The 22,907-nt window shown below is 72.5% G+C and carries 19 protein-coding genes; 6 read left to right on the top strand and 13 right to left on the bottom strand.

The features are described from left to right. Positions 1-109: 109 nt before the first annotated feature. Genes ACF1AG_RS21765 through ACF1AG_RS21755 form a run of 3 tightly spaced genes read right to left on the bottom strand, consistent with a single transcriptional unit; the run spans position 110 to position 2,963 of the window. Positions 110-1,288, bottom strand: coding sequence for a dipeptidase (locus ACF1AG_RS21765; protein WP_391810225.1), 1,179 nt, complete (start codon positions 1,286-1,288; stop codon positions 110-112). Positions 1,289-1,302: 14 nt separating this feature from the next. Continuing rightward, positions 1,303-1,827 (bottom strand): 5-(carboxyamino)imidazole ribonucleotide mutase, encoded by a 525-nt coding sequence (gene purE, locus ACF1AG_RS21760; RefSeq protein ID WP_359607705.1) that lies wholly within the window; start codon positions 1,825-1,827, stop codon positions 1,303-1,305. Continuing rightward, on the bottom strand, positions 1,824-2,963 hold the full coding sequence (locus tag ACF1AG_RS21755) for a 5-(carboxyamino)imidazole ribonucleotide synthase (protein WP_359607703.1): 1,140 nt from the start codon (positions 2,961-2,963) through the stop codon (positions 1,824-1,826). Before ACF1AG_RS21755 ends, purE begins: the two co-directional genes overlap by 4 nt. A 164-nt stretch (positions 2,964-3,127) precedes the next feature. Between ACF1AG_RS21755 and ACF1AG_RS21750 the strand changes: the two genes are divergently transcribed. Further along, on the top strand, positions 3,128-3,622 hold the full coding sequence (locus ACF1AG_RS21750) for a GtrA family protein (RefSeq protein WP_359607711.1): 495 nt from the start codon (positions 3,128-3,130) through the stop codon (positions 3,620-3,622). Positions 3,623-3,655: 33 nt separating this feature from the next. On the opposite strand, the gene ACF1AG_RS21745 is transcribed toward ACF1AG_RS21750, so the two are convergent. Together ACF1AG_RS21745 and ACF1AG_RS21740 are read right to left on the bottom strand one after the other, a co-directional pair. Further along, entirely contained in the window at positions 3,656-4,930 is a 1,275-nt protein-coding gene (locus ACF1AG_RS21745; protein WP_359607702.1) for an ATP-binding protein, read from the bottom strand. A gap of 35 nt (positions 4,931-4,965) precedes the next feature. Then, positions 4,966-5,643, bottom strand: a complete 678-nt coding sequence (locus ACF1AG_RS21740; protein ID WP_019522689.1) for a response regulator transcription factor — start codon at positions 5,641-5,643, stop codon at positions 4,966-4,968. 517 nt (positions 5,644-6,160) lie between these two features. Between ACF1AG_RS21740 and ACF1AG_RS21735 the strand changes: the two genes are divergently transcribed. After that, entirely contained in the window at positions 6,161-7,657 is a 1,497-nt protein-coding gene (locus tag ACF1AG_RS21735) for an oligopeptide:H+ symporter (RefSeq protein ID WP_359601129.1), read from the top strand. 564 nt (positions 7,658-8,221) lie between these two features. Here ACF1AG_RS21735 and ACF1AG_RS21730 read toward each other — a convergent pair. Both ACF1AG_RS21730 and ACF1AG_RS21725 read right to left on the bottom strand, forming a co-directional pair. After that, entirely contained in the window at positions 8,222-8,788 is a 567-nt protein-coding gene (locus ACF1AG_RS21730; RefSeq protein ID WP_359601128.1) for an ATP-binding protein, read from the bottom strand. 242 nt (positions 8,789-9,030) lie between these two features. Next, the gene (locus tag ACF1AG_RS21725) at positions 9,031-9,408 is read right to left on the bottom strand and encodes an STAS domain-containing protein (protein WP_359601127.1); all 378 of its coding nucleotides are present in this window, start codon (positions 9,406-9,408) and stop codon (positions 9,031-9,033) included. A 248-nt stretch (positions 9,409-9,656) separates the two neighbouring features. Between ACF1AG_RS21725 and ACF1AG_RS21720 the strand changes: the two genes are divergently transcribed. Continuing rightward, positions 9,657-10,571 (top strand): RNA polymerase sigma factor SigF, encoded by a 915-nt coding sequence (locus ACF1AG_RS21720; RefSeq protein WP_359601133.1) that lies wholly within the window; start codon positions 9,657-9,659, stop codon positions 10,569-10,571. A gap of 86 nt (positions 10,572-10,657) precedes the next feature. On the opposite strand, the gene hutI is transcribed toward ACF1AG_RS21720, so the two are convergent. From hutI to hutU, 4 genes are read right to left on the bottom strand one after another with little or no spacing between them, the layout of a single operon-like run. Beyond that, positions 10,658-11,830 (bottom strand): imidazolonepropionase, encoded by a 1,173-nt coding sequence (gene hutI, locus ACF1AG_RS21715; protein ID WP_359601126.1) that lies wholly within the window; start codon positions 11,828-11,830, stop codon positions 10,658-10,660. 32 nt (positions 11,831-11,862) lie between these two features. Continuing rightward, positions 11,863-13,206, bottom strand: coding sequence for a formimidoylglutamate deiminase (locus tag ACF1AG_RS21710; RefSeq protein ID WP_391810224.1), 1,344 nt, complete (start codon positions 13,204-13,206; stop codon positions 11,863-11,865). Then, positions 13,203-14,477, bottom strand: coding sequence for an allantoate amidohydrolase (locus ACF1AG_RS21705; protein ID WP_391810223.1), 1,275 nt, complete (start codon positions 14,475-14,477; stop codon positions 13,203-13,205). The genes ACF1AG_RS21710 and ACF1AG_RS21705 overlap by 4 nt, the downstream gene beginning before the upstream one ends. Then, complete coding sequence (hutU, locus tag ACF1AG_RS21700; RefSeq protein ID WP_391810222.1) at positions 14,474-16,192, bottom strand: urocanate hydratase; 1,719 nt, start codon at positions 16,190-16,192, stop codon at positions 14,474-14,476. The genes ACF1AG_RS21705 and hutU overlap by 4 nt, the downstream gene beginning before the upstream one ends. 118 nt (positions 16,193-16,310) lie before the next feature. Here hutU and ACF1AG_RS21695 point away from each other — a divergent pair, with 118 nt between their 5' ends. Next, positions 16,311-17,708, top strand: coding sequence for a diaminopimelate decarboxylase (locus ACF1AG_RS21695; protein WP_391810221.1), 1,398 nt, complete (start codon positions 16,311-16,313; stop codon positions 17,706-17,708). 577 nt (positions 17,709-18,285) lie between these two features. Here the strand turns inward: ACF1AG_RS21695 and ACF1AG_RS21690 are convergent. Together ACF1AG_RS21690 and ACF1AG_RS21685 are read right to left on the bottom strand one after the other, a co-directional pair. Beyond that, entirely contained in the window at positions 18,286-18,870 is a 585-nt protein-coding gene (locus tag ACF1AG_RS21690) for a hypothetical protein (protein WP_391810220.1), read from the bottom strand. 147 nt (positions 18,871-19,017) lie between these two features. Then, positions 19,018-19,860 carry a MurR/RpiR family transcriptional regulator gene (locus ACF1AG_RS21685; protein ID WP_359601120.1) on the bottom strand — a complete coding sequence of 281 codons (843 nt, stop codon included), beginning with the start codon at positions 19,858-19,860 and terminating at the stop codon, positions 19,018-19,020. 283 nt (positions 19,861-20,143) lie between these two features. Here ACF1AG_RS21685 and ACF1AG_RS21680 point away from each other — a divergent pair, with 283 nt between their 5' ends. Both ACF1AG_RS21680 and ACF1AG_RS21675 read left to right on the top strand, forming a co-directional pair. Then, complete coding sequence (locus ACF1AG_RS21680) at positions 20,144-21,847, top strand: LCP family protein (protein ID WP_391810219.1); 1,704 nt, start codon at positions 20,144-20,146, stop codon at positions 21,845-21,847. A 112-nt stretch (positions 21,848-21,959) separates the two neighbouring features. Beyond that, positions 21,960-22,385, top strand: a complete 426-nt coding sequence (locus tag ACF1AG_RS21675) for a hypothetical protein (RefSeq protein ID WP_391810242.1) — start codon at positions 21,960-21,962, stop codon at positions 22,383-22,385. Positions 22,386-22,907: the final 522 nt, after the last annotated feature.

The raw sequence follows: 22,907 nt of genomic DNA, 5'->3' as shown, positions 1-22,907 counted from the left end.
CGTGACCTCGGGCGGTACGGTCACCGTCGCACGGAGCACCCGTGGGCTTCCTGGTGAACGCGGCGTTCGGGGTAAGACGGGTCGTCCGCCCCCGCGCCGCGTCCGCCGGTCAGCCGTCCAGCGCCTCGATCGTGGCGTTGGACGGCGCGCGCGTGGCGCGCAGGTCACGGGCCACGTCCTCGGCCGCGCCCAGTACCCGGACCGCGTTCTGCCAGGTCAGCTTGGCCAGGTCGGCGCGGGACCAGCCGCGGTCCAGCAGCTCGGCGATCAGCCGGGGGTAGCCGGAGACGTCGCCCAGGCCGTCGGGGGTGAAGGCCGTGCCGTCGTAGTCGCCGCCGATGCCGAGGTGGTCGATCCCGGCGACCTCGCGCATGTGGTCGAGGTGGTCGGCGACCGTGGCCACCGTGGCGACGGGCCGCGGACGGCTCTCCTCGAAGGCGCGGTGCAGCTTCATCGCCTCCGGGCTGGTGTCGAGGTGGTGGAAGCCGTGCGCGCGGAGGTTCTCGTCGGCGGCGGCCGTCCAGTCGACGGCGGCCTGGAGCACGAACTTCGGCACGAACGTCACCATCGCGACGCCGCCGTTGGCGGGCAGCCGCTCCAGCACGTCGTCGGGGATGTTGCGCAGGTGGTCGCAGACCGCGCGGGCCGAGGAGTGGGAGAAGATCACCGGCGCGGTGCTGGTGTCCAGCGCGTCCCGCATGGTCGTGGCGGCGACGTGGGAGAGGTCGACCAGCATGCCGAGCCGGTTCATCTCCTTCACCACCTCGCGGCCGAACGCCGACAGTCCGCCCACGCCGGGCTCGTCGGTCGCCGAATCGGCCCACGCCACGTTGAAGTTGTGGGTGAGCGTCAGATAGCGCACCCCGAGGTCGTACAACCCCCGCAGCGTGCCGAGGGAGTTGGCGATGGAGTGGCCGCCCTCGGCCCCCATGAGGGAGGCGATACGGCCCTCACGGCGCGCGGCCTCCATGTCGGCGGCGGTCAGCGCGGGCGCCAGGTCCCGCGGGTGCCGGTCCAGCAACTGCCGTACGCAGTCGATCTGTTCCAGCGTGGCCGGCACCGGGTCCGGGGCGTCGGCGCGGACGTACACCGACCAGAACTGCGCGCCGACGCCGCCGGCGCGCAGCCGGGGGATGTCGGTGTGCAGATGGGCGGACTGGTCGCCGGCGATGTCGCGGGCGTCGAGGTCGTAGGAGACCTGTTCGCGCAGCGCCCAGGGCAGGTCGTTGTGCCCGTCGACGACGGGGAACTCGGCGAGCAGGGCGCGGGCGTCGTCCAGGGAGGTCATTCGGTCCACCCCGCTCACTTGCCGAAGCCGAAACCGGCGCCGGCGCCTTCGGCCTTGGCCCGCAGCCGCTTGCCCTTCTCGGTCGCCTGGTCGTTCAGCTCCTGCTGGAACTCCTTCATCCGGCCGAGCAGTTCCTCGTCGTGGGCGGCGAGCATGCGGGCCGCGAGCAGGCCCGCGTTGCGCGCGCCGGCGACGGAGACGGTGGCGACCGGCACACCGGCCGGCATCTGCACGATGGACAGCAGCGAGTCCATCCCGTCGAGGTACTTCAGCGGCACGGGCACACCGATCACGGGCAGCGGGGTCACCGAGGCGAGCATGCCGGGCAGATGGGCGGCGCCGCCCGCGCCCGCGATGATCGCCTTGAGCCCGCGGTCGGCGGCCTGCTCGCCGTACGTGATCATCTCGCGGGGCATGCGGTGCGCCGAGACGACGTCGACCTCGTAGGCGATCTCGAACTCGTCGAGGGCCTTGGCCGCGGCCTCCATGACGGGCCAGTCGGAGTCGGACCCCATGACGATTCCTACAACCGGGCTCATTCGGTGATCGTGCCTCTCAGGTAGCCGGCTGCGTGACGGGCGCGCTCCAGCACGTCGTCCAGGTCGTCGCCGTAGGTGTTCACGTGACCGACCTTGCGGCCGGGCTTCACGTCCTTGCCGTACATGTGGATCTTCAGCTGGGGGTCGCGCGCCATGCAGTGCAGGTACGCCGAGTACATGTCCGGGTAGTCGCCGCCGAGGACGTTGACCATGACCGTCCACCTCGCACGCGGGCGCGGGTCGCCCAGCGGGAGGTCGAGGACGGCGCGGACGTGGTTGGCGAACTGCGAGGTGATCGCGCCGTCCATGGACCAGTGGCCGGAGTTGTGGGGGCGCATCGCGAGCTCGTTGACGAGGATGCGGCCGTCGCGGGTCTGGAACAGCTCCACCGCGAGGTGGCCGATCACGCCGAGCTCCTTGGCGATGGTCAACGCCATCTCCTCGGCCTTCAGCGCCAGCTCCTCGTCGAGGTCGGGCGCGGGCGCGATCACGGTGTCGCACACACCGTTGACCTGCTGCGACTCCACGACCGGATAGGCGACGGCCTGGCCGTGCGGGGAACGGACCACGTTGGCGGCCAGCTCGCGCACGAAGTCGACCTTCTCCTCGGCGAGCACGGGCACCCCGGCCTTGAACGGCTCGGCGGCCTCCTCGGCGGAGTCCACGACCCACACGCCCTTGCCGTCGTACCCGCCGCGGACGGTCTTGAGTACGACGGGGAAACCCTCGCCCTCCGCGGCGAACGCGGTCACATCGGCCGGATCCGACACGATGCGGTGGCGCGGGCAGGGGATGCCGAGCGCGTCGAGCTTCGCGCGCATCACGCCCTTGTCCTGGGCGTGCACCAGCGCCTCGGGCCCGGGCCGGACGGGGATGCCGTCGGCCTCCAGGGCCCGCAGGTGCTCGGTGGGCACGTGCTCGTGGTCGAAGGTGATCACGTCGCAGCCGCGCGCGAAGTCGCGCAGCGTGTCCAGGTCGCGGTAGTCGCCGACGACGACATCGCTCACCACCTGGGCCGCGGAATCCTGCGGGGTGTCACTGAGAAGCTTGAACCTGATGCCGAGCGGGATGCCTGCCTCGTGTGTCATACGAGCGAGCTGACCGCCGCCGACCATGCCGACTACCGGGAACGTCACGATCCCAGGGTATCCGCCCGCGCCAGGGTGGCCGATTCCCGCCCGTCCGCCGGGACGGGAGGGGCACATGGGGCCCGTGCGACACGGCGTCCGCAGGAAGATCGCGCGTGCGGGTGGTTAGCATGGCGGAGTTGACTCACTCGACCGACGGGAGCCTGTGGGCGATGGAACAAGGTTCCTCGGGGCTTCGACGGCTCTTCCGCGAAGTGGCCAAGTTCGGCGCGGTGGGGGGAGCCGGGGTTCTGGTGAACCTCGGTGTGTTCAACCTGGTCCGTCAGGCGACCGACCTCCAGGTGGTGCGCGCGAGCGTGATCGCCACCGTGGTCGCGATCGTCTTCAACTACGTGGGCTTCCGGTACTTCACCTACCGGGACCGCGACAAGTCCCGGCGCACGCGAGAGATGTCGCTGTTCCTGCTGTTCAGCGTCATCGGCCTGGTGATCGAGAACGGCGTGCTCTACACGGCGACGTACGGCTTCGGCTGGGACAGCTCCCTGCAGAGCAACGTCTTCAAGTTCCTCGGCATCGGCATCGCGACGCTGTTCCGCTTCTGGTCCTACCGCACGTGGGTGTTCCGCGCCCTGCCGGTGCGGGAGGAAACCGTGGCGGGCGGCGGCGCCACGATGGCCGGCCGGCGGCCCCGGCAGCGCGTGCCGTAGCGGCCGTACCGGGCCGGGTGACCGCCGCGCGTCTCAGCGCACCGTCCTGCGGGTCTCCTCGTCGGGGTCCTTCCGCGGGGGCGTGCTGGAGAGGAACAGGCCGAACACGGGTGGTTTGGCCTGGAGCATCTCCAGACGGCCGCCGTCCGCCTCCGCGAGGTCACGGGCGACCGCCAGGCCGATCCCGGTGGAGTTGCGGCCGCTGATCGCCCGCTCGAAGATCCGCGACCCCAGCTCGGCGGGCACGCCGGAACCCTCGTCGGTGACCTCCACGACGATCTGGTTGCCGGTGACCCGGGTGCGCAGCGCGACCGTGCCGCCGCCGTGCATCAGCGAGTTCTCGATCAGTGCGGCCAGCACCTGGGCGACCGCGCCCGGGGTGCCCACGGCCCGCAGGTTCCGCTTGCCGGACGTCACGATGGCCCGGCCGGCGCTGCGGTAGGCGGGGCGCCACTCGGCGAGCTGCTGCTTGATCACGTCGTCGAGCTCGAAGGTGACGGCGGAGCCGGTGCGCGGGTCGCGGGAGTTGGTCAGCAGCCGCTCCACCACGTCCGTCAGCCGCTCCACCTGCGCGAGCGCGATCGTCGCCTCCTCCTTCACCGTGTCCGGGTCGTCGGTCACGGTGATCTCCTCCAGCCGCATCGACAGCGCGGTGAGCGGGGTGCGCAGCTGATGGGAGGCGTCGGCGGCGAGCCTCCGCTCCGCGGTCAGCATGCGCGCGATGCGCTCGGCGGAGGCGTCCAGCACGTCGGCGACCCGGTCCAGCTCGGGGACGCCGTAGCGGCGGTGGCGGGGGCGCGGGTCGCCGGAGCCGAGGCGCTCGGCGGTCTCGGCGAGGTCCGTCAGCGGGGAGGCGAGCCGGTTGGCCTGCCGGATGGCCAGCAGCACCGCCGCGATCACGGCGAGCAGCGCCACGAGACCGATGATCAGCAGGGTGCGGGCGACCTCCTCGGTCACCGAGGACCGCGGCTCCTGGACCGTGACCGTCTCGCCCTCCTCGCCGGGCGCCGTGGCGCTGATCACGTCGCCGTCCGGCCTGGAGCCGACCTCGATGGGCGGCCTGCCGGGGATCCGGACGACGGCGTACCGGTCGTCGGGCATCTGGTCGCCGATGATCTCGGCGGTGACCTTGTCCTCGACGAGGAGGCGGCTGTCGACGATGCTGGCGAGCCGCACCGCCTCGGACTCCACGCGCTCCTTGGCGGTCTCGGTGATGGTGCGGGTCTCGACGATCACCAGGGAGACCCCGAAGACGGCGATCACGACGAGGACCACGGCGAGCGTGGACTGGATCAGTCGGCGGCGCATGTTCTCTTACCCGGCGGAGGAACCCCGGCGGGGGTTCAGCTCTTCTCGAAACGGAAGCCCACGCCGCGCACCGTGGCGATGTAGCGGGGGTTGGCCGCGTCGTCGCCGAGCTTCTTGCGCAGCCAGGAGATGTGCATGTCGAGGGTCTTGGTGGAGGACCACCAGGTGGTGTCCCAGACCTCGCGCATCAGCTGGTCGCGGGTGACCACCCGGCCCGCGTCGCGCACCAGCACCCGCAGCAGGTCGAACTCCTTGGCGGTGAGCTGGAGCTCCTCGTCGCCCATCCACGCGCGGTGCGACTCGACGTCGATGCGCACGCCGTGGGTCGCGGGCGGCTGCTGCGGCTCGGCGGCGCCGCGCCGCAGCAGGGCCCGGACCCGGGCGAGCAGTTCGGCGAGGCGGAACGGCTTGGTGACGTAGTCGTCGGCGCCCGCGTCGAGGCCGACGACCGTGTCCACCTCGTCGGCGCGCGCGGTGAGGATCAGCAGGGGGACCGTGTGCCCCTCGGCGCGCAGCCGGCGGGCGACCTCCAGGCCGTCCATCCCCGGCAGCCCGAGGTCCAGCACGACCAGGTCGACGCCGCCCTGCATTCCGGCGTCCAGGGCGCCGGGTCCGTCCTCACGCACCTCGACTTCGTAGCCCTCCCGGCGCAGGGCGCGGGCCAGCGGCTCAGAGATGGACGCGTCGTCCTCGGCGAGCAGTACACGGGTCATGCGGATGATGGTAGACCCGCGGCCCGAGCCGGAGGGGTGTGATCGCCGGGCTCGCTTCTTACCGGCGCCTCACCCGATTCTCACCGTCCCACCCCCCGGGACGGACCTGCGGGTGCGAGGTGCGATGCTGGGCGGACCTTCGAATAGGCGATCACGGTTCCTTCGAAACCTGTGATTCGCGTCTCAAGTCCTTCCATATCCGGCAGTGTCCTGCCGTATGGTGAACCAACGCCTGTTGCACCGCGGGGACCTTTGGCGGCAGTTGACGCTGAAGGTCTCTTTTGTGTGCGGGCCGGCACACGCTGCCGGCCCCTGAAGGAATGACCTGTGGCCGGGCCTTCGCCGCGCGTCGACGCACGGCGGGGGCGTGGATCCCGGTGGTCGCCGTCCGTCGCTCCGTGACCCGGGGCGGCACCCCCCAGGCGTGGGGAGGACGGTACGGCCCGCCGGTGCCGGCCAGCCCCCCACCGGGCGCGTACCCGTCTGGCGCGACGCGTCCCGACAGCAAGGAACGACCATGGCGTCCAGCCTGACGAAGGACTCGGTCTCCCCGGGCACCCCCGGATCCGAGAAGACCTTCTTCGGCCACCCCCGCGGACTGGCCACTCTCTTCATGACCGAGATGTGGGAGCGTTTCTCCTACTACGGCATGAGGGCTCTGCTCCCGCTGTACCTCGTCGCGCCGGGCGGTCTCGGTCTGAGCGCGGGCACTGCCACCGCCATCTACTCGGTGTACCTGTCGCTGGTGTACCTGCTCGCCATGCCCGGCGGCTGGTTCGGCGACCGGGTCTGGGGCCCCCGCAAGACCGTCGCCGTCGCCGGCGGTGTCATCATGCTCGGCCACCTGACGCTGGCCCTGCCCTACTCGGGCACGTTCTACGGCGGCCTCGGCCTCGTCGCGATCGGCTCCGGTCTGCTGAAGGCCAACATCTCCACGATGGTCGGCCAGCTCTACAAGGGTCCGGACGACCCGCGCCGGGACGGCGGCTTCACCGTCTTCTACATGGGCATCAACCTCGGTGCCTTCGCCGCGCCGCTGATCATCGGCACCGTCGGTGAGAGCGTCAACTGGCACCTGGGCTTCGCGCTCGCCGCGCTCGGCATGGGCCTGGGCGTCACGCAGTTCCTGCTGGGCACCCGCCACCTGGACCCGCAGTCCAGCGTCGTCCCGAAGCCGCTGTCGGCCGAGGAGAAGGCCTCCACGCTGCGCAAGGCCGCGCTGTGGGCGGGCATCGCCGTCGTGGCGTACGCGATCGTCGGCTTCTCCGGCCACTACACCCTGAACTGGATCCTGGTCCCGCTGACCCTGCTCGGCGTGATCATCCCGGTGATGGTGCTGGCGCGCATCAAGCGTGACAAGGACCTCGACCGCACCGAGCAGTCGAAGATGTCCGCGTACATCTGGTTCTTCGTCGCCGCTGCGATCTTCTGGATGATCTACGACCAGGGCGGCTCGACCCTGTCGATCTTCGCCGACTCGTCGGCCGAGAACAGCGTGCTGGGCTGGGACTTCCCGGTCTCCTGGTACCAGTCGGTCAACCCGGTCCTGATCATGGCCCTGGCCCCGGTCTTCGCCTGGATCTGGCTCGCGCTGAACCGGCGCGGCAAGGAGCCGAGCACGATCGTGAAGTTCTCGTCCGGTCTGATGCTGGTCGGCGTCTCGTTCTTCCTGTTCCTCGCCCCGCTGTCGATCGCCGAGGGCGGTCACAAGGCGGCCGCGCTGTGGCTGGTGGCGATCTACTTCGTCCAGACCGTCGGTGAGCTGCTGCTCTCCCCGGTCGGCCTGTCGGTCACCACGAAGATGGCGCCCGCGAAGTACGCCTCGCAGATGATGGGCGTCTGGTTCCTGGCCGTCACCGCGGGTGACGCCACGACCGGTCTGCTGTCCATCGCCGGCGTCGACCTCAACAAGACGGGCATCGTCGCCCTGGAGGCGACCCTGGCGGTCGTGGCCGGGTTCGCGATCTGGATGTACCGCAACAAGGTGAAGTCGCTGATGGGGGATGTCCGCTGAGGCGGGTGTCGCGCGTCGCGCACTGAGACGAAGGGCTCCCGGCCGGTGCGGCTGGGAGCCCTTCGGGGTTCCGGGGTTTCGGGTGCCCGTCGGCGCGGGGGTGTGCGCTGTTCAGCGCGGCCGGGGTGGGGGGTTCTTGCCGGTGCCGGCCGGCTGCGGCCGGTCGCGCAGCTCCCCGCGCCCCTCAGGGGCGGCACCCCGCCGACGGCGGGTGCGGGACCTGCGTGGCTGAGCGCGCGGTTCCCAGCGCCCCCAAGGGCGCCGCAGCTGCGGGCAGTCGTGCCGCAGGGCGGCACGGGTGGGCGCGGCGGCACCTCGTCGGCGCCGAGGTGCGCGGACCCCCCGTCCCGGACCGACACCGGTGGCTCTTGCACCCGGCCCGGGCGGGCCGGGCGCTGGAGGCGTTCAGGTGGGGCTGTGACGGCCTGGGAGTCCCTGGGGCGGGCCCGGGGCGGGGTCCGGTCGTTCCACGGGTGCTCAGGCGCGTACAGGCGACCTCGCCCGGAAAACGAAGCGGCCCCCGGGAACCCGTTCAGGGTCCTGGAGGCCGGTGCGTACCGGGAACTACGACGGGGTGCCCAGCTCGGCCCAGACCGTCTTGCCCGCCACGTCGGGCGTGCGCTGCACGCCCCAGTCCAGGCAGAGACGCTGGACGATGAACATGCCGTGGCCGCCCGGGCGGCCCGCGCGATGGGGCGTGCGGGGGGACGGCTGGCCGGTGCCGCGGTCGGTGACCTCGAGCCGGATCACTTTGCGGTCGCAGGTGATGGTCAGCACGTCCGGCCCTTCGGCGTGCAGGCACGCGTTGGTGACCAGTTCGGACACGACGAGCAGGACGTCCTCCGCGGCGGCCCGCCGGTCTGCCGTGGCGGCCGGCAGCCAGCCCCAGTCGTACAGCGCCTGCCGCGTGAAGTCCCGCGCGAGCGGGACGACCCCGCTCTGGTCCTCGAAGCTCAGCCGGCGTACCTGTGCGCCGCCGGGCGGCCCCTGAGGGGGCACCGGCTCGGCGGTCGGCGTGGCCACACCGCCGTCCGGGGCGCCTGCGGACGGTGCAGCGCCCCCGGACGTCCCGGAAGCGCCGCTGGGCTCCGGACCGCGGTCGCCCGGCGAATAGGGCCGGGTGGTGCTCATCAGCGCTTCACCTCACCGTGTCACCAGTTCACAATGCAAAATCTTCCGTACTCGGCCGGTCACGCACGGACGGCCCGAATGGTTCTCGGCACCCTCCCGACCACCGCGTCCGGGACGTACAGGGTGTCTCCTGCCCGACCCGTCCGACGGAACACCCCCGTATTCGCACGAAAAGACGCGCCGGGAGCCCCCCGCCGCCAGGAGGTGCGGCACGAGCACCCCGCCGGGCCTGCCCGACCGCGTCACGCCGAATCTTCGGCCAGAGCCGCCTCGACCGTGTCGTGGACGGCGAACACCGCGTCCGCTCCCGTGATTTCGAACACGCGCGCAACGACGGGCTGCATGCCCACGAGGGCCACCCCGCCGCCGCCCGCCTCGGCCTTCAACCGGGCGCCGAGCAGCACGTTCAGCCCCGTGGAGTCACAGAACTCCAGCCGGGAGCAGTCGATGACGAGCCGCTTGAAACCCTTGGCGAGACAGTCCTCCAGTGGCTCCCGCAACAGATCGGCGGTGTGGTGGTCCAACTCACCCGCCGGGGTCACGACGGCACTGGGGCCCTCTTCTCGCACCTCGACCAGAAGCCGGCCCGACTGTGCGCTGCCGACCGTCCCGCGGTCCATGCCGTCTCTCTCCCGAGGTCGTGGCTGTTCCTGACGTTCTCGAACATTACGCCTTCCGGCCACGCATCGACACTCTAACAATCACGCACAAACGGACATAAGTGAACAGAACGCACTTGCGGCATGCTCCGAGCAGCCGGTAGGGCTAGTAAAGACACGTACCCGACACGGCCGGCTTTGGAGGCGCCGCACACCGCAGTGCACGTATCGGCTTCGGCAGCCATATGCCGAGAACGATGGAGGACATCATGTCACCCCGGCTCGACGCATCGCCTACCCAAGAAGCGACGTCGACACCACCTCCGGAACATCTGGATCCCATCGAGCAGGACGACCTGGAAGTCGTCCCGGACGGTCTACTCGCCGGACTCCCGGAGATCCCGCCGTACGACGAGGTGGGCCCGGTGGACGCACGGGCCCTGTCCAAGACCCTGTTCGAGCGCCTGGAGTCGCTCGACGAAGGCAGTCCCGAGTACTCGTACGTACGCACCACACTCGTCGAACTGAATCTCGCCCTGGTCAAGTTCGCCGCCTCCCGGTTCCGCTCCCGCAGCGAGCCCATGGAGGACATCATCCAGGTCGGCACCATCGGCCTGATCAAGGCGATCGACCGCTTCGAGCACACGCGCGGTGTGGAGTTCCCCACCTTCGCGATGCCGACCATCATCGGCGAGATCAAACGCTTCTTCCGCGACACCTCGTGGTCCGTGCGCGTACCGCGCCGCCTGCAGGAGCTGCGGCTGGACCTGGCCAAGGCCGGCGACGAACTGGCCCAGCAGCTCGACCGCGCGCCGACGGTGGCCGAGCTGGCCGACCGGCTGGGCATCACCACCGAAGAGGTCGTCGAGGGCATGGCGGCGTCGAACGCGTACACCGCCTCCTCCCTGGACGCCCAGCCGGAGGAGGACGACGCCGAGGGCGCGCTGGCCGACCGCATCGGTTACGAGGACCACGGACTCGAAGGCATCGAGTACATCGAGTCGTTGAAGCCGCTGATCGCCGAACTGCCGTCGCGGGACCGGAAGATCCTGTCGTTGCGGTTCGTCGCCGGCATGACCCAGTCGGAGATCGGCGAGGAGCTCGGCATCTCCCAGATGCACGTCTCCCGTCTGCTGTCCCGGACGCTGGTGAAACTGCGCAAGGGCCTCACGGTCGAGGAGTGATCCCCGCCGTGTGACGTACGTCCCTCAGGGGGCGGCCCGGAGGATCCGGGCCGCCTTTCAGAGGTTCAGGACCGTCCGGCGCCCTCTCAGACCTCCCGTACGCCCCTGCGCCACACGGCCGTGACCAGCGGTACGCCCGGCCGGTAGGCCAGGTGGACGTGGCTGGGGGCGTCCAGCAGCACCATGTCCGCGTACGCGCCCGGGACGAGCCGGCCGACGTCGGTGCGCCGCAGCGCCGCCGCCCCGCCCGCGGTGGCCGCCCAGACCGCCTCGTCGGGCGTCATCCCCATGTCCCGCACGGCGAGCGCGACGCAGAACGGCACCGACGAGGTGAACGACGAACCGGGGTTGCAGTCGGTGGACAGCGCCACGGTCGCCCCCGCGTCCAGCAGCCGCCGGGCGTCCGGCCAGGCGGCCCGGGTGGAGAACTCCGCGCCGGGCAGCAGCGTCGCCACGGTCGCGCTGTTCGCCAGCGCGTCCACGTCGGCGTCGGTGAGGTGGGTGCAGTGGTCGGCGCTGGCCGCGTCCAGCTCGACGGCCAGCTGCACGCCGGGGCCGTACGAGAGCTGGTTGGCGTGGATCCGCGGGTGAAGGCCGCGTGCCTTGCCGGCGGTGAGGATCGCGCGGGCCTGGTCGCCGTCGAAGGCTCCCTTCTCGCAGAACACGTCGATCCAACGGGCGTACGGCGCGCAGGCGTTCAGCATGTCGCCGGTGACCAGGGCGACGTAGCCGGCGGGGTCGTCGGCGAACTCGGGGGCGACGATGTGCGCGCCCAGGTAGGTGACCTCGTCGGTGTGGCGGGCGGCCAGCCGCAGAGCACGGGCCTCGTCCTCGGCGGTCAGCCCGTAGCCGGACTTGGTCTCGAAGGTCGTGGTGCCCTGACGGAGCGCCTCCGCGAGGTAGCGGGTGAGGTTGGCCTCCAGCTCCGCGTCGCCCGCGGCGCGGGTGGCGGCGACGGTGGTGCGGATACCGCCCGCGCTGTACGGGCGGCCCGACATGCGGGCGTTGAACTCCTCCGTGCGGTCACCGGCGAACACCAGGTGGGAGTGGGAGTCGACGAACCCCGGCAGGACCGCGCGGCCTCCCGCGTCGACCCGGTTGTCGGTGGCGGGTGCTTTGCTTGATCCACCGGTCCACACGACGCGGTCGCCCTCGATGACGACGGCCGCGTCCAAGACCAGGCCTAGGGGGTCCGAGTCACGGAGGGAGGGGTCGTTGGTGACCAGCGTGGCGATGTTCGTGATGACGGTGGCGCTCATGGTGTCCTCATGGGTCGCGTACTCATGGGTCGTCAGGCGCGCAAGTCCTGGATCGCCTGCGCGAGGGCTCCGGGCACGTCGGGGACCAGCGTGTGCGCCCCGTCGCGCACCACGTGCCGGCCTGCCACGACCGTGTGCCGCACATCGGCGGCCGTCGCGGCGAATACGGCCGTCTCGGCGCCCAGCCGGGGCAGTGGCCCCGCCGTCCTGACCGAGTCCAGCGCGACGGTGGTGAGGTCGGCGCGCGCCCCGGCCTCGATGACGCCGGTGCCGTCCCAGCCGAGCGCCGCGTGCCCGTCGGCGGTGGCCGCGCGCAGCAGGGCCGCGGCCGTCCAGTGACCGCGGGTGCGGGTGCGCAGCCGCTCGTTCAGCTCCATCGCGCGCGCCTCCTCGAAGAGGTCGACGACGGCGTGGCTGTCGGAGCCGAGGGAGAGCGGGGAGCCTTCGTTCTGGAGGGCCGCGGCGGGTCCGATGCCGTCGGCGAGGTCGCGTTCGGTGGTGGGGCACATGCAGGTGCCGGTGCCGCTGCCGCCGATCAGTGAGATGTCCTCGGCGGTGAGGTGGGTGTTGTGCACGCCGGTGGTGCGCGGTCCGAGCACGCCGTGCAGGGCGAGCAGCTGGGCCGGGGTGCAGCCGTGTGCCTCCCGGCAGGCGTCGTTCTCGGCGGTCTGCTCGGACAGGTGCACGTGCAGCGGAGCCCGCCGTTCCTCGGCCCAGCGCGCCACCGTCGACAGCTGCTCCGCGGGCACGGCCCGCACGGAGTGCACGGCCGCGCCGATCCGCGCGTGGTCCTGGTCCTTGAGAAGTGAAGAGCGTGCGGCCCAGGCCTCCGCGTCGCCGTCGGAGAAGCGGAGCTGGTGCGCGGTGGGCGGCCGGCCGAAGCCGGAGGAGAGGTAGGCGGCGTCGAGGAGGGTGATCCGGATGCCGGCCTCGGCGGCGGCCGCGAGGAGCGCCTCCCCCATGGCGTTGGGGTCGGCGTAGGGCGTGCCGCCGGGCGCGTGGTGCACGTAGTGGAACTCGCCGACGGCGGTGATCCCGGCCAGCGCCATCTCGGCGTACACGGCGCGGGCGAGGGCGTGGTAGCGGTCCGGGGTGAGCCGGTCGGCGGTGGCGTACATGGCCTCGCGCCAGGTCCAGAAGGTGCCGGAGCCGACCTGGACGGTGGAGCGCAGGGCGCGGTGGAAGGCGTGGCTGTGGGCGTTCGCCAGTCCGGGGAGGGTCAGTCCGCGCAGGATCTCGGCGCCGGGCGGGGGTGCGGGGGTGCCGGTGCGGACGGCGGCGACGCACCCGTCCGTCACGTCGAGGGCGACGCCGGGCTCGACGTGCGTGCCGAGCCAGGCGTGTTCCAGCCAGTACGTCCGCGGGGTGGCGGTCACGGGGCGGCCAGTCCTTCCAGTACGTCGGCGAGGGCGAGGACCCCGGCCACGCAGTCGTCCTCGGCGGCGTACTCGGCCGGGGAATGCGAGACGCCGGTGGGGTTCCGTACGAACAGCATGGCGGTCGGGACGCGTCCGGCGAGGATTCCCGCGTCGTGTCCCGCGCCGGTGCCGAGGACGGGCACCCGCAGACCGGCGTCCTTGCCGAGGATGCGGCCGAGCCGGTCGCGAAGGGCGTGGTCGAACTCGACGACGGGGGTGAAGGACTCGCGCTCCACGTCCAGCTGGACGCCGTGGGCGGCGGCGTACGCGCGGGCGGCCCGCTCCACCCCGCCGACCACCGCGTCCAGGCGCTGCTGGTCGCTCGCGCGGGAGTCGAGCCAGCCGCGCACCAGGGAGGGCACTGCGTTGACGCCGTTCGGCTCGACGGCCATCTTGCCGAACGTGGCGACCCCGCCCGCCCGTTCGGCCTCCCGGCGGGCGGCGAGGACGGTCTCGGCGTACGGCAGCATCGGGTCGTGCCGGTCGGCGAGCCGGGTGGTGCCGGCGTGGTTGGCCTCGCCCCGGAAGTCGAACCGCCAGCGGCCGTGCGGCCAGATCGCGGAGGCGACGCCGACCCGGTCGCCGGTGAGGTCCAGGGCCCGGCCCTGCTCGACGTGCAGCTCGACGAACGCGCCGATGCGGCCGAGGCGTACGGGGTCGGGGCCGATGGCGTCCGGGTCGTGACCGGCACTCTCCATGGCCTGCGGGAGGGTGATGCCGTCGGCGTCGGTGAGCCGGTGCGCCTGGTCGACGGTGAGCGCGCCCGCGGTGAGCCGGGAGCCGACGCAGGCGAGCCCGAAGCGGGCGCCCTCCTCGTCGCCGAAGTTGACGATGCCGAGCGGCTTCGTGGGACGGACTCCCCGGCGGCGCAGTTCGTCGAGGGCGGCGAAGGCGGAGACGACGCCGAGGGGCCCGTCGAAGGCGCCGCCGTCGGGCACCGAGTCCAGGTGCGACCCGGTGACCACGGCGTCGCCCTCGGCGGGGTCTCCGAGCCAGGCCCACTGGTTGCCGTTGCGGTCCACCTCGTACGTGAGGCCGCGGCGGCGGGCCTGCTCGCGGAACCAGTCCCGGCAGTCGGCGTCGGCGCCGGTCCAGGCGAACCGGCGGTAGCCGCCGCTCGCGGAGTTCCGCCCGACGGGCAGCAGTTGCCGCCACATCTCGTGGAAGGAGTCCCGCTCGGGCGCGGGCCGGACGGAGGCTTCCGGGGCGGCGGGAGTCGGGCGGGTCATGCCTGCCCGCCCTCGCGCATGGGGATGCGCACACCGCGCTCGTCCGCCACCGACTCGGCGATGTCGTACCCGGCGTCGACGTGCCGGACGACGCCCATGCCGGGGTCGTTGGTGAGCACGCGGCGGATCTTCTCGCCGGCCAGGGCGGTGCCGTCGGCGACGGTGACCTGTCCGGCGTGGATCGACCGTCCCATGCCGACGCCGCCGCCGTGGTGCAGGGACACCCAGGAGGCGCCCGAAGCCACGTTCACCATGGCGTTGAGCAGGGGCCAGTCGGCGATGGCGTCGGACCCGTCGAGCATGGCCTCGGTCTCCCGGTAGGGGGAGGCGACGGAGCCGCAGTCGAGGTGGTCGCGGCCGATGACGACAGGCGCGGACAGTTCGCCGCTCGCGACCATGTCGTTGAACCGCTCGCCGGCCTTGTCGCGTTCGCCGTAGCCGAGCCAGCAGATGCGGGCGGGCAGACCCTGGAAGTGGACGCGCTCCCCGGCCATCTTGATCCAGCGGGCGAGGGACTCGTTCTCCGGGAAGAGGTCGAGGACGGCGCGGTCGGTCCTCGCGATGTCGGCGGGGTCGCCGGAGAGGGCGGCCCAGCGGAAGGGGCCCTTGCCCTCGCAGAACAGGGGGCGGATGTAGGCGGGGACGAAGCCGGGGAAGGCGAACGCCCGCTCGTACCCCGCGAGCTGGGCCTCGCCGCGGATGGAGTTGCCGTAGTCGAAGACCTCGGCGCCGGCGTCCTGGAAGCCGACCATCGCTTCGACGTGCCTGACCATGGACTCGCGGGCGCGGGTGGTGAAACCGGCCGGGTCCTTGGCGGCGGCGTCCGCCATGTCCTCGAAGGCCGTGCCGACGGGCAGGTAGGCGAGGGGGTCGTGGGCGGAGGTCTGGTCGGTGACGATGTCGATCGGCGCGCCCATGGCGAGGAGCTGCGGGACGGCCTCGGCCGCGTTGCCGAGGACGCCGACGGACAGCGGGCGTCGGGCGTCGCGGGCCTCGGTGGCGAGCCGCAGCGCGTGGTCGAGGGAGTCGGCCTTCACGTCGAGGTAGCGGTGCTCGATGCGGCGGTCGATGGCGCGCGGGTCGCAGTCGACGCAGATCACGACGCCGTCGTTCATGGTGACCGCGAGCGGCTGGGCGCCGCCCATGCCGCCGAGTCCGGCGGTGAGGGTGATGGTGCCGGCGAGGGAGCCGCCGAAGCGCTTGGCGGCGACGGCGGCGAAGGTCTCGTAGGTGCCCTGGAGGATGCCCTGGGTGCCGATGTAGATCCAGGAGCCTGCGGTCATCTGCCCGTACATGGTCAGGCCGAGCTGCTCCAGGCGGCGGAACTCCTCCCAGTTCGCCCAGTCGCCGACCAGGTTGGAGTTGGCGAGGAGGACGCGCGGCGCCCACTCGTGGGTCTGCATGACGCCGACGGGGCGGCCGGACTGGACGAGCATCGTCTCGTCCTGCTTGAGGGTCCTCAGGGTGCGGACCATGGCGTCGAAGGAGCGCCAGTCGCGGGCCGCCTTGCCGGTGCCGCCGTAGACGACGAGCTTGTCGGGGTGCTCGGCGACCTCGGGGTCGAGGTTGTTCTGCAGCATCCGCAGGGCGGCCTCCTGCTGCCATCCCAGGGTGCTCAGCTCGCTGCCGCGCGGTGCTCGGACGACACCGGGGGGTGGCCCGTATGGCCTCGGTCGGGGGTGGTGGGGGGAGACGGGAGGGAGAGGTCCTGACATGGGGTGCCTCCAGGTGGCCACGACGTCTGCAGATATTCACATCCTCACTGGCTGAATAGACCTAGTCAATACAGGGGGTGCGTCAGCGCCTCCGTCCGGGGGATGTTTGGCTGGATGCATGCGCGCGAACGAGCAGATACGTGACAGGACGGGCGACGTGACGGCCGGGGGCGACCCGAGGGCCGCCGGGCGGGCGGCCCGCCGGGACGCCGCGGTGCGGGCGGCCGTGGAGCAGGGCTTTCTGGACACCGACGCGCCCCTCGTGGGACTGCTGGACGTCACCGGCATCCGAGAGTCGGCGGCGGACCTGCGGGCCGCCTTCGAGGCCGTGACCGCGCCCGGCACGCCGGTGCTGCACGCCTTCGCGGTGAAGGCCAGCCCGCTGGTGCCGGTGCTGCGGCTGCTGCGTGAGGAGGGCATCGGCGCGGAGGTGGCCAGCCCGGGCGAGCTGGCGCTGGCGCGCGCCGCGGGCGTGGAACCGGGGCACACGGTGCTGGACTCGCCCGCCAAGACGCCCGCCGAGCTGCGGGAGGCGCTGGAGCTGGGCATCGCCGTCAACGCGGACAACCCGCAGGAGCTCGACCGGATCGACGCGCTGGTAGCCGGCACGGACGTGCGGTCGCCGCTGGGTATCCGGGTGAACCCGCAGGTCGGGGGCGGGTCCATCGAGGCGCTGTCGACCGCGACGGCCACCTCCAAGTTCGGTGTGGCGCTGCGGGACGAGGGCGCGCGGGAGTGGGTGGTCCAGGCGTACCTGGACCGTCCGTGGCTGACCCGGCTGCACGCCCACACCGGCTCCCAGGGCATCGCCCTGACGATGATGGCGCGCGGGGTCGTGGAGACGTACGAGCTGGCGGAGGAGATCAACCGGCGGGCCGGACGCCGGCAGGTCGACACCCTCGACATCGGCGGCGGACTGCCGGTGAACTTCGCCTCCGAGGAGAACCGCCCGACCTACGCGGAGTACGCGCGGCTGCTGAAGGAGACGGTGCCGGGGTTGTTCGACGGGCGGTACGGGCTGGTCACCGAGTTCGGCCGGTCCCTGCTGGCGAAGCACGGCACGGTGGTCACGCGCGTGGAGTACGCCAAGAGCGCGGGGGGCCGTCCGGTCGCGGTGACCCACGCGGGCGTGCAGGTCGCGACGCGCACGGTGTACGCGCCGCAGTCGTGGCCGCTGCGGATCGCCGCGTACGACGCGAAGGGGCTGCCCAAGGAGGGCCCGGCGGTCGTCCAGGACGTCGCAGGGCCGGCCTGCTTCGCGGGTGACCTGCTGGCGCAGGGGCAGGAGCTGCCGCTGCTGGAGCAGGGCGACCACGCGGCGGCGCTGGACACGGGCGCGTACTACTTCGCGCACCACTACGCCTACAACTCGCTCCCGCGCCCGGCCGTCCTCGGCTACGCGCAGTCTCCCTCGGGCGAGATCACCTTCGCCACGGTCCGCCCGGCCCAGCCGATCGAGGAGATCGTCACGGAGTCGGGCGCTGCCCACACCGAGTCCCTGACAGGCCTGGGCTGAGCCGCCTCCGGCGGGACCGGACGGGGCGCGGGCATCCGCCCGCGCCCCTCAGCGCCTCGGGCGGACGTGCCTGCCCCGGGCGTCCCCGGCCCAGGTCCCGCCCGGGCCCCACGACGACGGGCCGGCGCACGCGTCAGGCCCGAGCCCCTGGTTCCCGCGCCCGTCGCGCCCGGGCTTTCCTGCGGGCGTCGGCCCGGCAGGCGCCCGGACGCACCCGCGGTGAGTGGCGCCCGGGGCCACGCGGCGGCTCGAGACCCCCTCGCGGCAGGCCTCGGATGCACCCCGCGCGGCCGAAAGGGACCTCGGGGCGCGTCGGCTCGGAACGCCCCTCGCGAGGCGCCGAAGCACCCCGCGGCGAAGGGCGAACCCGGACCACGCAGCGGCTCAGAACGCCCGTCGCGGCAGGCGCCGGATGCACCCCGCGGCCACCGGCGAACCCGGACCACGCAGCGGCTCAGAACGCCCGTCGCGGCAGGCGCCGGAGCGCCCTGCGGCGAAAGGCGACCCTGGGGCCGCGCGGCGGCTCAGGACGCCTGGAACACCCCGGGCGCGTGACCGCCACGCGCCCGGGTTCTCGCTACGCCGCCGTCGTCAGCTTGCGGCGTGCTCCGCCCGGGGCCGCGTCGCCCGCGGCGATGCCCGTCGTGCGGTAGCCCTTGACGGCGCGGCCGGCGGGCCGGCCCGCGCCCTTGCGGAGCCAGTCGACGCGGACCCACAGCAGCACCTCTTCGGTCCGCTCCAGGCGGCCGATCCACGCCGCCTTCAGCCACAGCCCCACGCCGCACCCGGCGAGCAGCAGTCCGGCCGCGGCGGGCGCCGCGTACGACGAGCCGAGCGCCGCGAGGAAGGCGAGCAGCAGCCACCAGCGGTGCGCCCGGCGCCAGTTGCGCGCGGTGACCGCGCGGTCCTGCAGCACGTCGTGGCGGCCCGCACGGGCCGCCGCGCGGGCCAGTGCGCGATACCGGTTCCGCCGTGTGAGCGCCACGAGGGCCGCGGCCACGAGGAACAACGCGGCTCCGCCGAGCGCGCCGATCCGCAACCCCGTCAGGCCCGGCACGAACGCCCCGGCGCCCGCGGCGACGACTCCCAGCCACCACAGTGGCCCGGCCCCTGCCCGTACGACGACGGCCACCCGGGCCAGCCCCTGTCCTCCGCGCGTCACGTCCAGCCTCCCGTCTTCCGATTCCTGAGGAAGTCCATCTGTGGGAAGTCCCTACCTGTGGAACGCCTTCGAGGGAAGTCCCCTGCGACGGACGCTAGCGGGGCAAACTGAGACGAGTCTGAGAAGACGCGCGCCGCCTCACTCCCGTCACTCCACGAACAGTCCGCGCGCCGCCGCCCGGGCGTCGAACTCCTCCAGCCGCGCCTGCGCGTCGGCCAGGTCGTCGCACATCGCCTCCAGCAGTACCCGCCCCAGCAGCATCGGCGCGCACGCGGTGTCGAACACCAGCGCCGTACCGACGGCTGCCGGCAGCAGCAGGTCGGACACCTTGGCGACGGGCGCGAACGCCGAGTCGGCGACGGTCACGACGGTCAGCCCCGACTCCTTGGCGTGGACGAGCGCGTCGAGGACCTCGCGCGGATGCCGCGGCAGCGCGAAGCACAGCAGCGCCGAAGCCCCCGCCCGCACGGCCGCGTCGATCCGGTCGAGCAGCATCGTGCCGCCCTCGTTGAGCAGCCGTACGTCCGGGTGGACCTTGGCGGCGAAGTAGGCGAAGCCGTGCGCCTGGGCGGCGGCGGCCCGCAGGCCGAGGACGGGCAGCGGGCGGCTCTCCGCGAGCACCCGCCCCGCGCGCCGTACCGGCTCGGGGTCGGCCAGCACCTCCGCGAGATGGCGCAGGTTCTCGATCTCGGCCTCGACGGCCTGCTGGTACTCGTTGTACGAGCCGGTGTCCGGGGCCGGTTCGGCGGGCGCGACCTCGCGGAGGTACCGGCGCAGCGCGGGGTAGCCGTCGAAGCCGAGGGCGACCGCGAAGCGGGTCACGGAGGGCTGGCTCACCCCGGCCAGTTCGGCCAGCTCCACGCTCGACAGGAACGGCACGTCCGCGGCGCGCCGCACCATGCTGTGGGCGATGCGCCGCTGGGTGGGCGTCAGCCGGTGCCCCTCGAAGAGCGCCTGGAGACGCGCCGCGGGGCTCTCGGTGCCGCTCATGACCTGACTCCCCCTCGGCCGTCCCCGGCCCATTCATCCGTCGTGACTTCTGCATGCCGTTATACAGGCGAACGCCGCACCGTGCCGGGCGGGCGCCGGCCCCTGCCCGGATCACGCCATGTCACGGATCCGGGGCCCTCTTCCCGGACACGTCCGGATCTCGACGATTTCGCCACGAGGTCCGCGCGGCCAGGAACGGCCGGATAGCGTAAGTCGTCGAACAAGTAAGCAATTTAGGACTCAGGTGCCCCACGGGGCACAGGGCGCAGGAGTGGGTGGGGGCGTGGACGCGCAGAGTCGTGGGCGGGCGGAAGGGGCCGATCCCGCCGACCAGTGGGTGCTCAATCCGCAGACCGGTGAGTACGAGCTGAGGCTGGGCGCCGCGCCGCCGCCGACGCCTTCGGTGCCGCGCCAGCGCACCCGCCAGGAGCCCGGCCCGCGTCCCGGCGGCCCGCGCGAGCGTGACCCGGACCCGCGCGACCGGGACGGCGCTCCCGACCCGGACGGCCCTCGCGACCCGCACCGCCGCAAGCGCAAGCAGCCGAAGAGGTCAGGCCGGCGCAAGGCGCTGATGTGGACCGGGGGCGTGATGGGCCTGGTGCTCGTCGGCGGATCGGCGTTCGCGTACTACTGGTGGGACCGGCTGGGCGGGAACATCGACACCGTCGACATCGGTGACGTCGGCAGCGACACCGTCCTCGGGGACGGCCCGGCCAACATCCTCGTCATCGGCAACGACGTCCGCACCGGCAAGGGCAACGAGGCGTACGGCAACCGGGACAACGTGACCGGGCACGCCGACACCACGCTGCTCTTCCACGTCGCCGGGGACCGGTCCAACGCGACGGTGGTGAGCATCCCCCGGGACCTGATGACCGGGATACCGGACTGCGAGACCCGTCAGTCCGACGGCTCGACGAAGACGATCCCCGGCTCGGAGGGCACCACCCGGTTCAACGAGTCCTACGGCGTCGAGGGCCGCGACCCCGGCTGCACCATGCGCACGGTCGAGCAGCTCACCGGCGTGGACGTGGACCACTTCATGATGTTCGACTTCAACGCCGTCAAGACGCTGTCCACGGCGGTCGGCGGCGTCGAGGTGTGCCTGGAGGAGCCGCTGAAGGACAGCTCGGGCTACACCGATCTCGACCTGCCCGCGGGGAAGAGCACCATCGCGGGCGAGGACGCGCTGTCGTTCCTGCGCAACCGGCACGGGCTGAAGAACGAGAGCGACCTGGACCGGATCGGGATGCAGCAGAAGTTCGTCGCGTCGATGCTGCGCCGTCTCAAGGAGGACACGCTCGGCAGCCCGACGAAGATGCTGGACGTCGCCGACGCGGCCACCAAGTCCCTCACCGTGGACAAGGCCATCGGCAGCCCCGGCAAGCTGCTCACCCTCGCCAAGGAACTCGGCAAGATCGACCTGAAGAACATCACCCTGATGACGCTCCCGGTGATCGACAACCCGGACGAGCCGAAACCCGTCACCGTCGTCCCGGACCCGGCCAAAGCACCGCAGGTGTTCTCCATGCTTCAGGACGACGTGTCGTTCACCGAGGTGAAGAAGCAGAAGAAGAAGGCCAAGGACAAGCAGGACGCGCTGCTGAAGGGAGCGCGGGCCGAGGCGTCCGCCGTGCGCGTCGACGTCCTCAACGGCGGCGGCCCGCAGGGCGCGGCCGGGGAGACGGTCACCTGGCTGCAGAACAGCCAGGGGGTGTCCCGTTCGGCGAACCAGGGCAACGCCCCGGCGGAGGTCTCCCGCACCCAGCTCGTGTACGCCCCGGGCCAGGCGGACCAGGCCCGCAAGCTGGCCGACCTGATGGGCCTGCCCGCCGCCGCTATGAAGCCCGCGGGCGAGGCCGGGGGCGACGCGCCGATGACGCTGACCCTCGGCCCCGACTTCACGAAGGCCGGGGTGCCGGTCGCGACGCCGAAGAAGGTCGACGTCCCGCAGTCCCGGGCCGACGAGAAGATGTGCAAGGGCTGACCCGGGCCGGCGCGCGAGGGCCGCGGGACTGCGGCCCGCCCGAGGACGGGAACGGGGGTTACCCCCAGTGCGCGCCGGCTTCCGCGTCCCTACCTTGTGGAGCATGACCGGAATGGACGCGCGGGACGCCGAGCTGAAGAAGGAACTCCACGCTTCCCTGCAGGCCCGCAGGGAACTGGGCGAGGACTACGAGTCCGCCCTGATCGACTCGTTCCTGGAGAAGGTCGACCAGCGCGTCGACGGCGCCGTGGAGCGCCGGGTGCGCCGGCAGCTGGCCGAGCATCAGCTGACGTCCGCCCGGGACGCCCGGGCGCCGAAGGCCACGGACTCCTGGGGCGAGCGGTTCGGCTTCGGGATCGTGTCGTTGGTGCTGGCGGTGCCGCTGTCCGCGATCGGCGGGGGCGTGGCCGACCTGCCGGGGCTGCTGGTCGCCTGGGCCGGGATCGTCGGCGTGAACGTCGTCCAGGTGGTGCGCGGCAACCCGGCGCTGTTCCGGGGCCGCCGCTCCGCACGGGACGACGACGCCTGGGAGGACTGAGCCGCACGGGGAAGTGGCGCGGGGGCCTGGGAAGGATTTGCGCGGGGACCGCCGCACCCCCGTTGCCGGGGGGCGGGACGACGGCGGTCCCCGCGGACACGCGCTCCGCCACGGGCGTAGTGCGTTTCACAGGCGTCCATGGAGGTCCGGGAGCCGCTCCGGAGGTCCTTCGACGCCGTGTGGCCGTCGGCCGGAACGGGGAGCCGCTCCCGTCCTGCCGACATCCACCACTCTGCCGAAGCTGTGTTAACCGCGTGCTGCGCGGGCGTGACGTGCTCGTACCACTTCCGCGAATCCCGCGCCGGGCCCGCCCGCGCGGGACCTGCTGCGCCCTTGGGGCCCGGGTGCGGGCCGTCGTGGGTCGCGCGCGCAGTTCCCCGCACCCCTCCGGGACGCGGTCACCGCAACACCCCCAGGGGCGCGGGGAACTGCGCGATCGCCCACCCACCCCGCCGCGGACGGCAGCGGACCCTCAGGGGCGCGGGGAACTGCACGACCAGCCCCCACCGATGCCGCGGACGG

The sequence above is a fragment of the Streptomyces sp. NPDC014764 genome (genome assembly GCF_043082785.1).
GTDB classification, from domain to species: Bacteria; Actinomycetota; Actinomycetes; order Streptomycetales; family Streptomycetaceae; genus Streptomyces; species Streptomyces althioticus.
The sequence above is the reverse complement of the archived record's forward strand: the minus strand, read 5'-3'. Positions and strand labels throughout refer to the sequence as shown.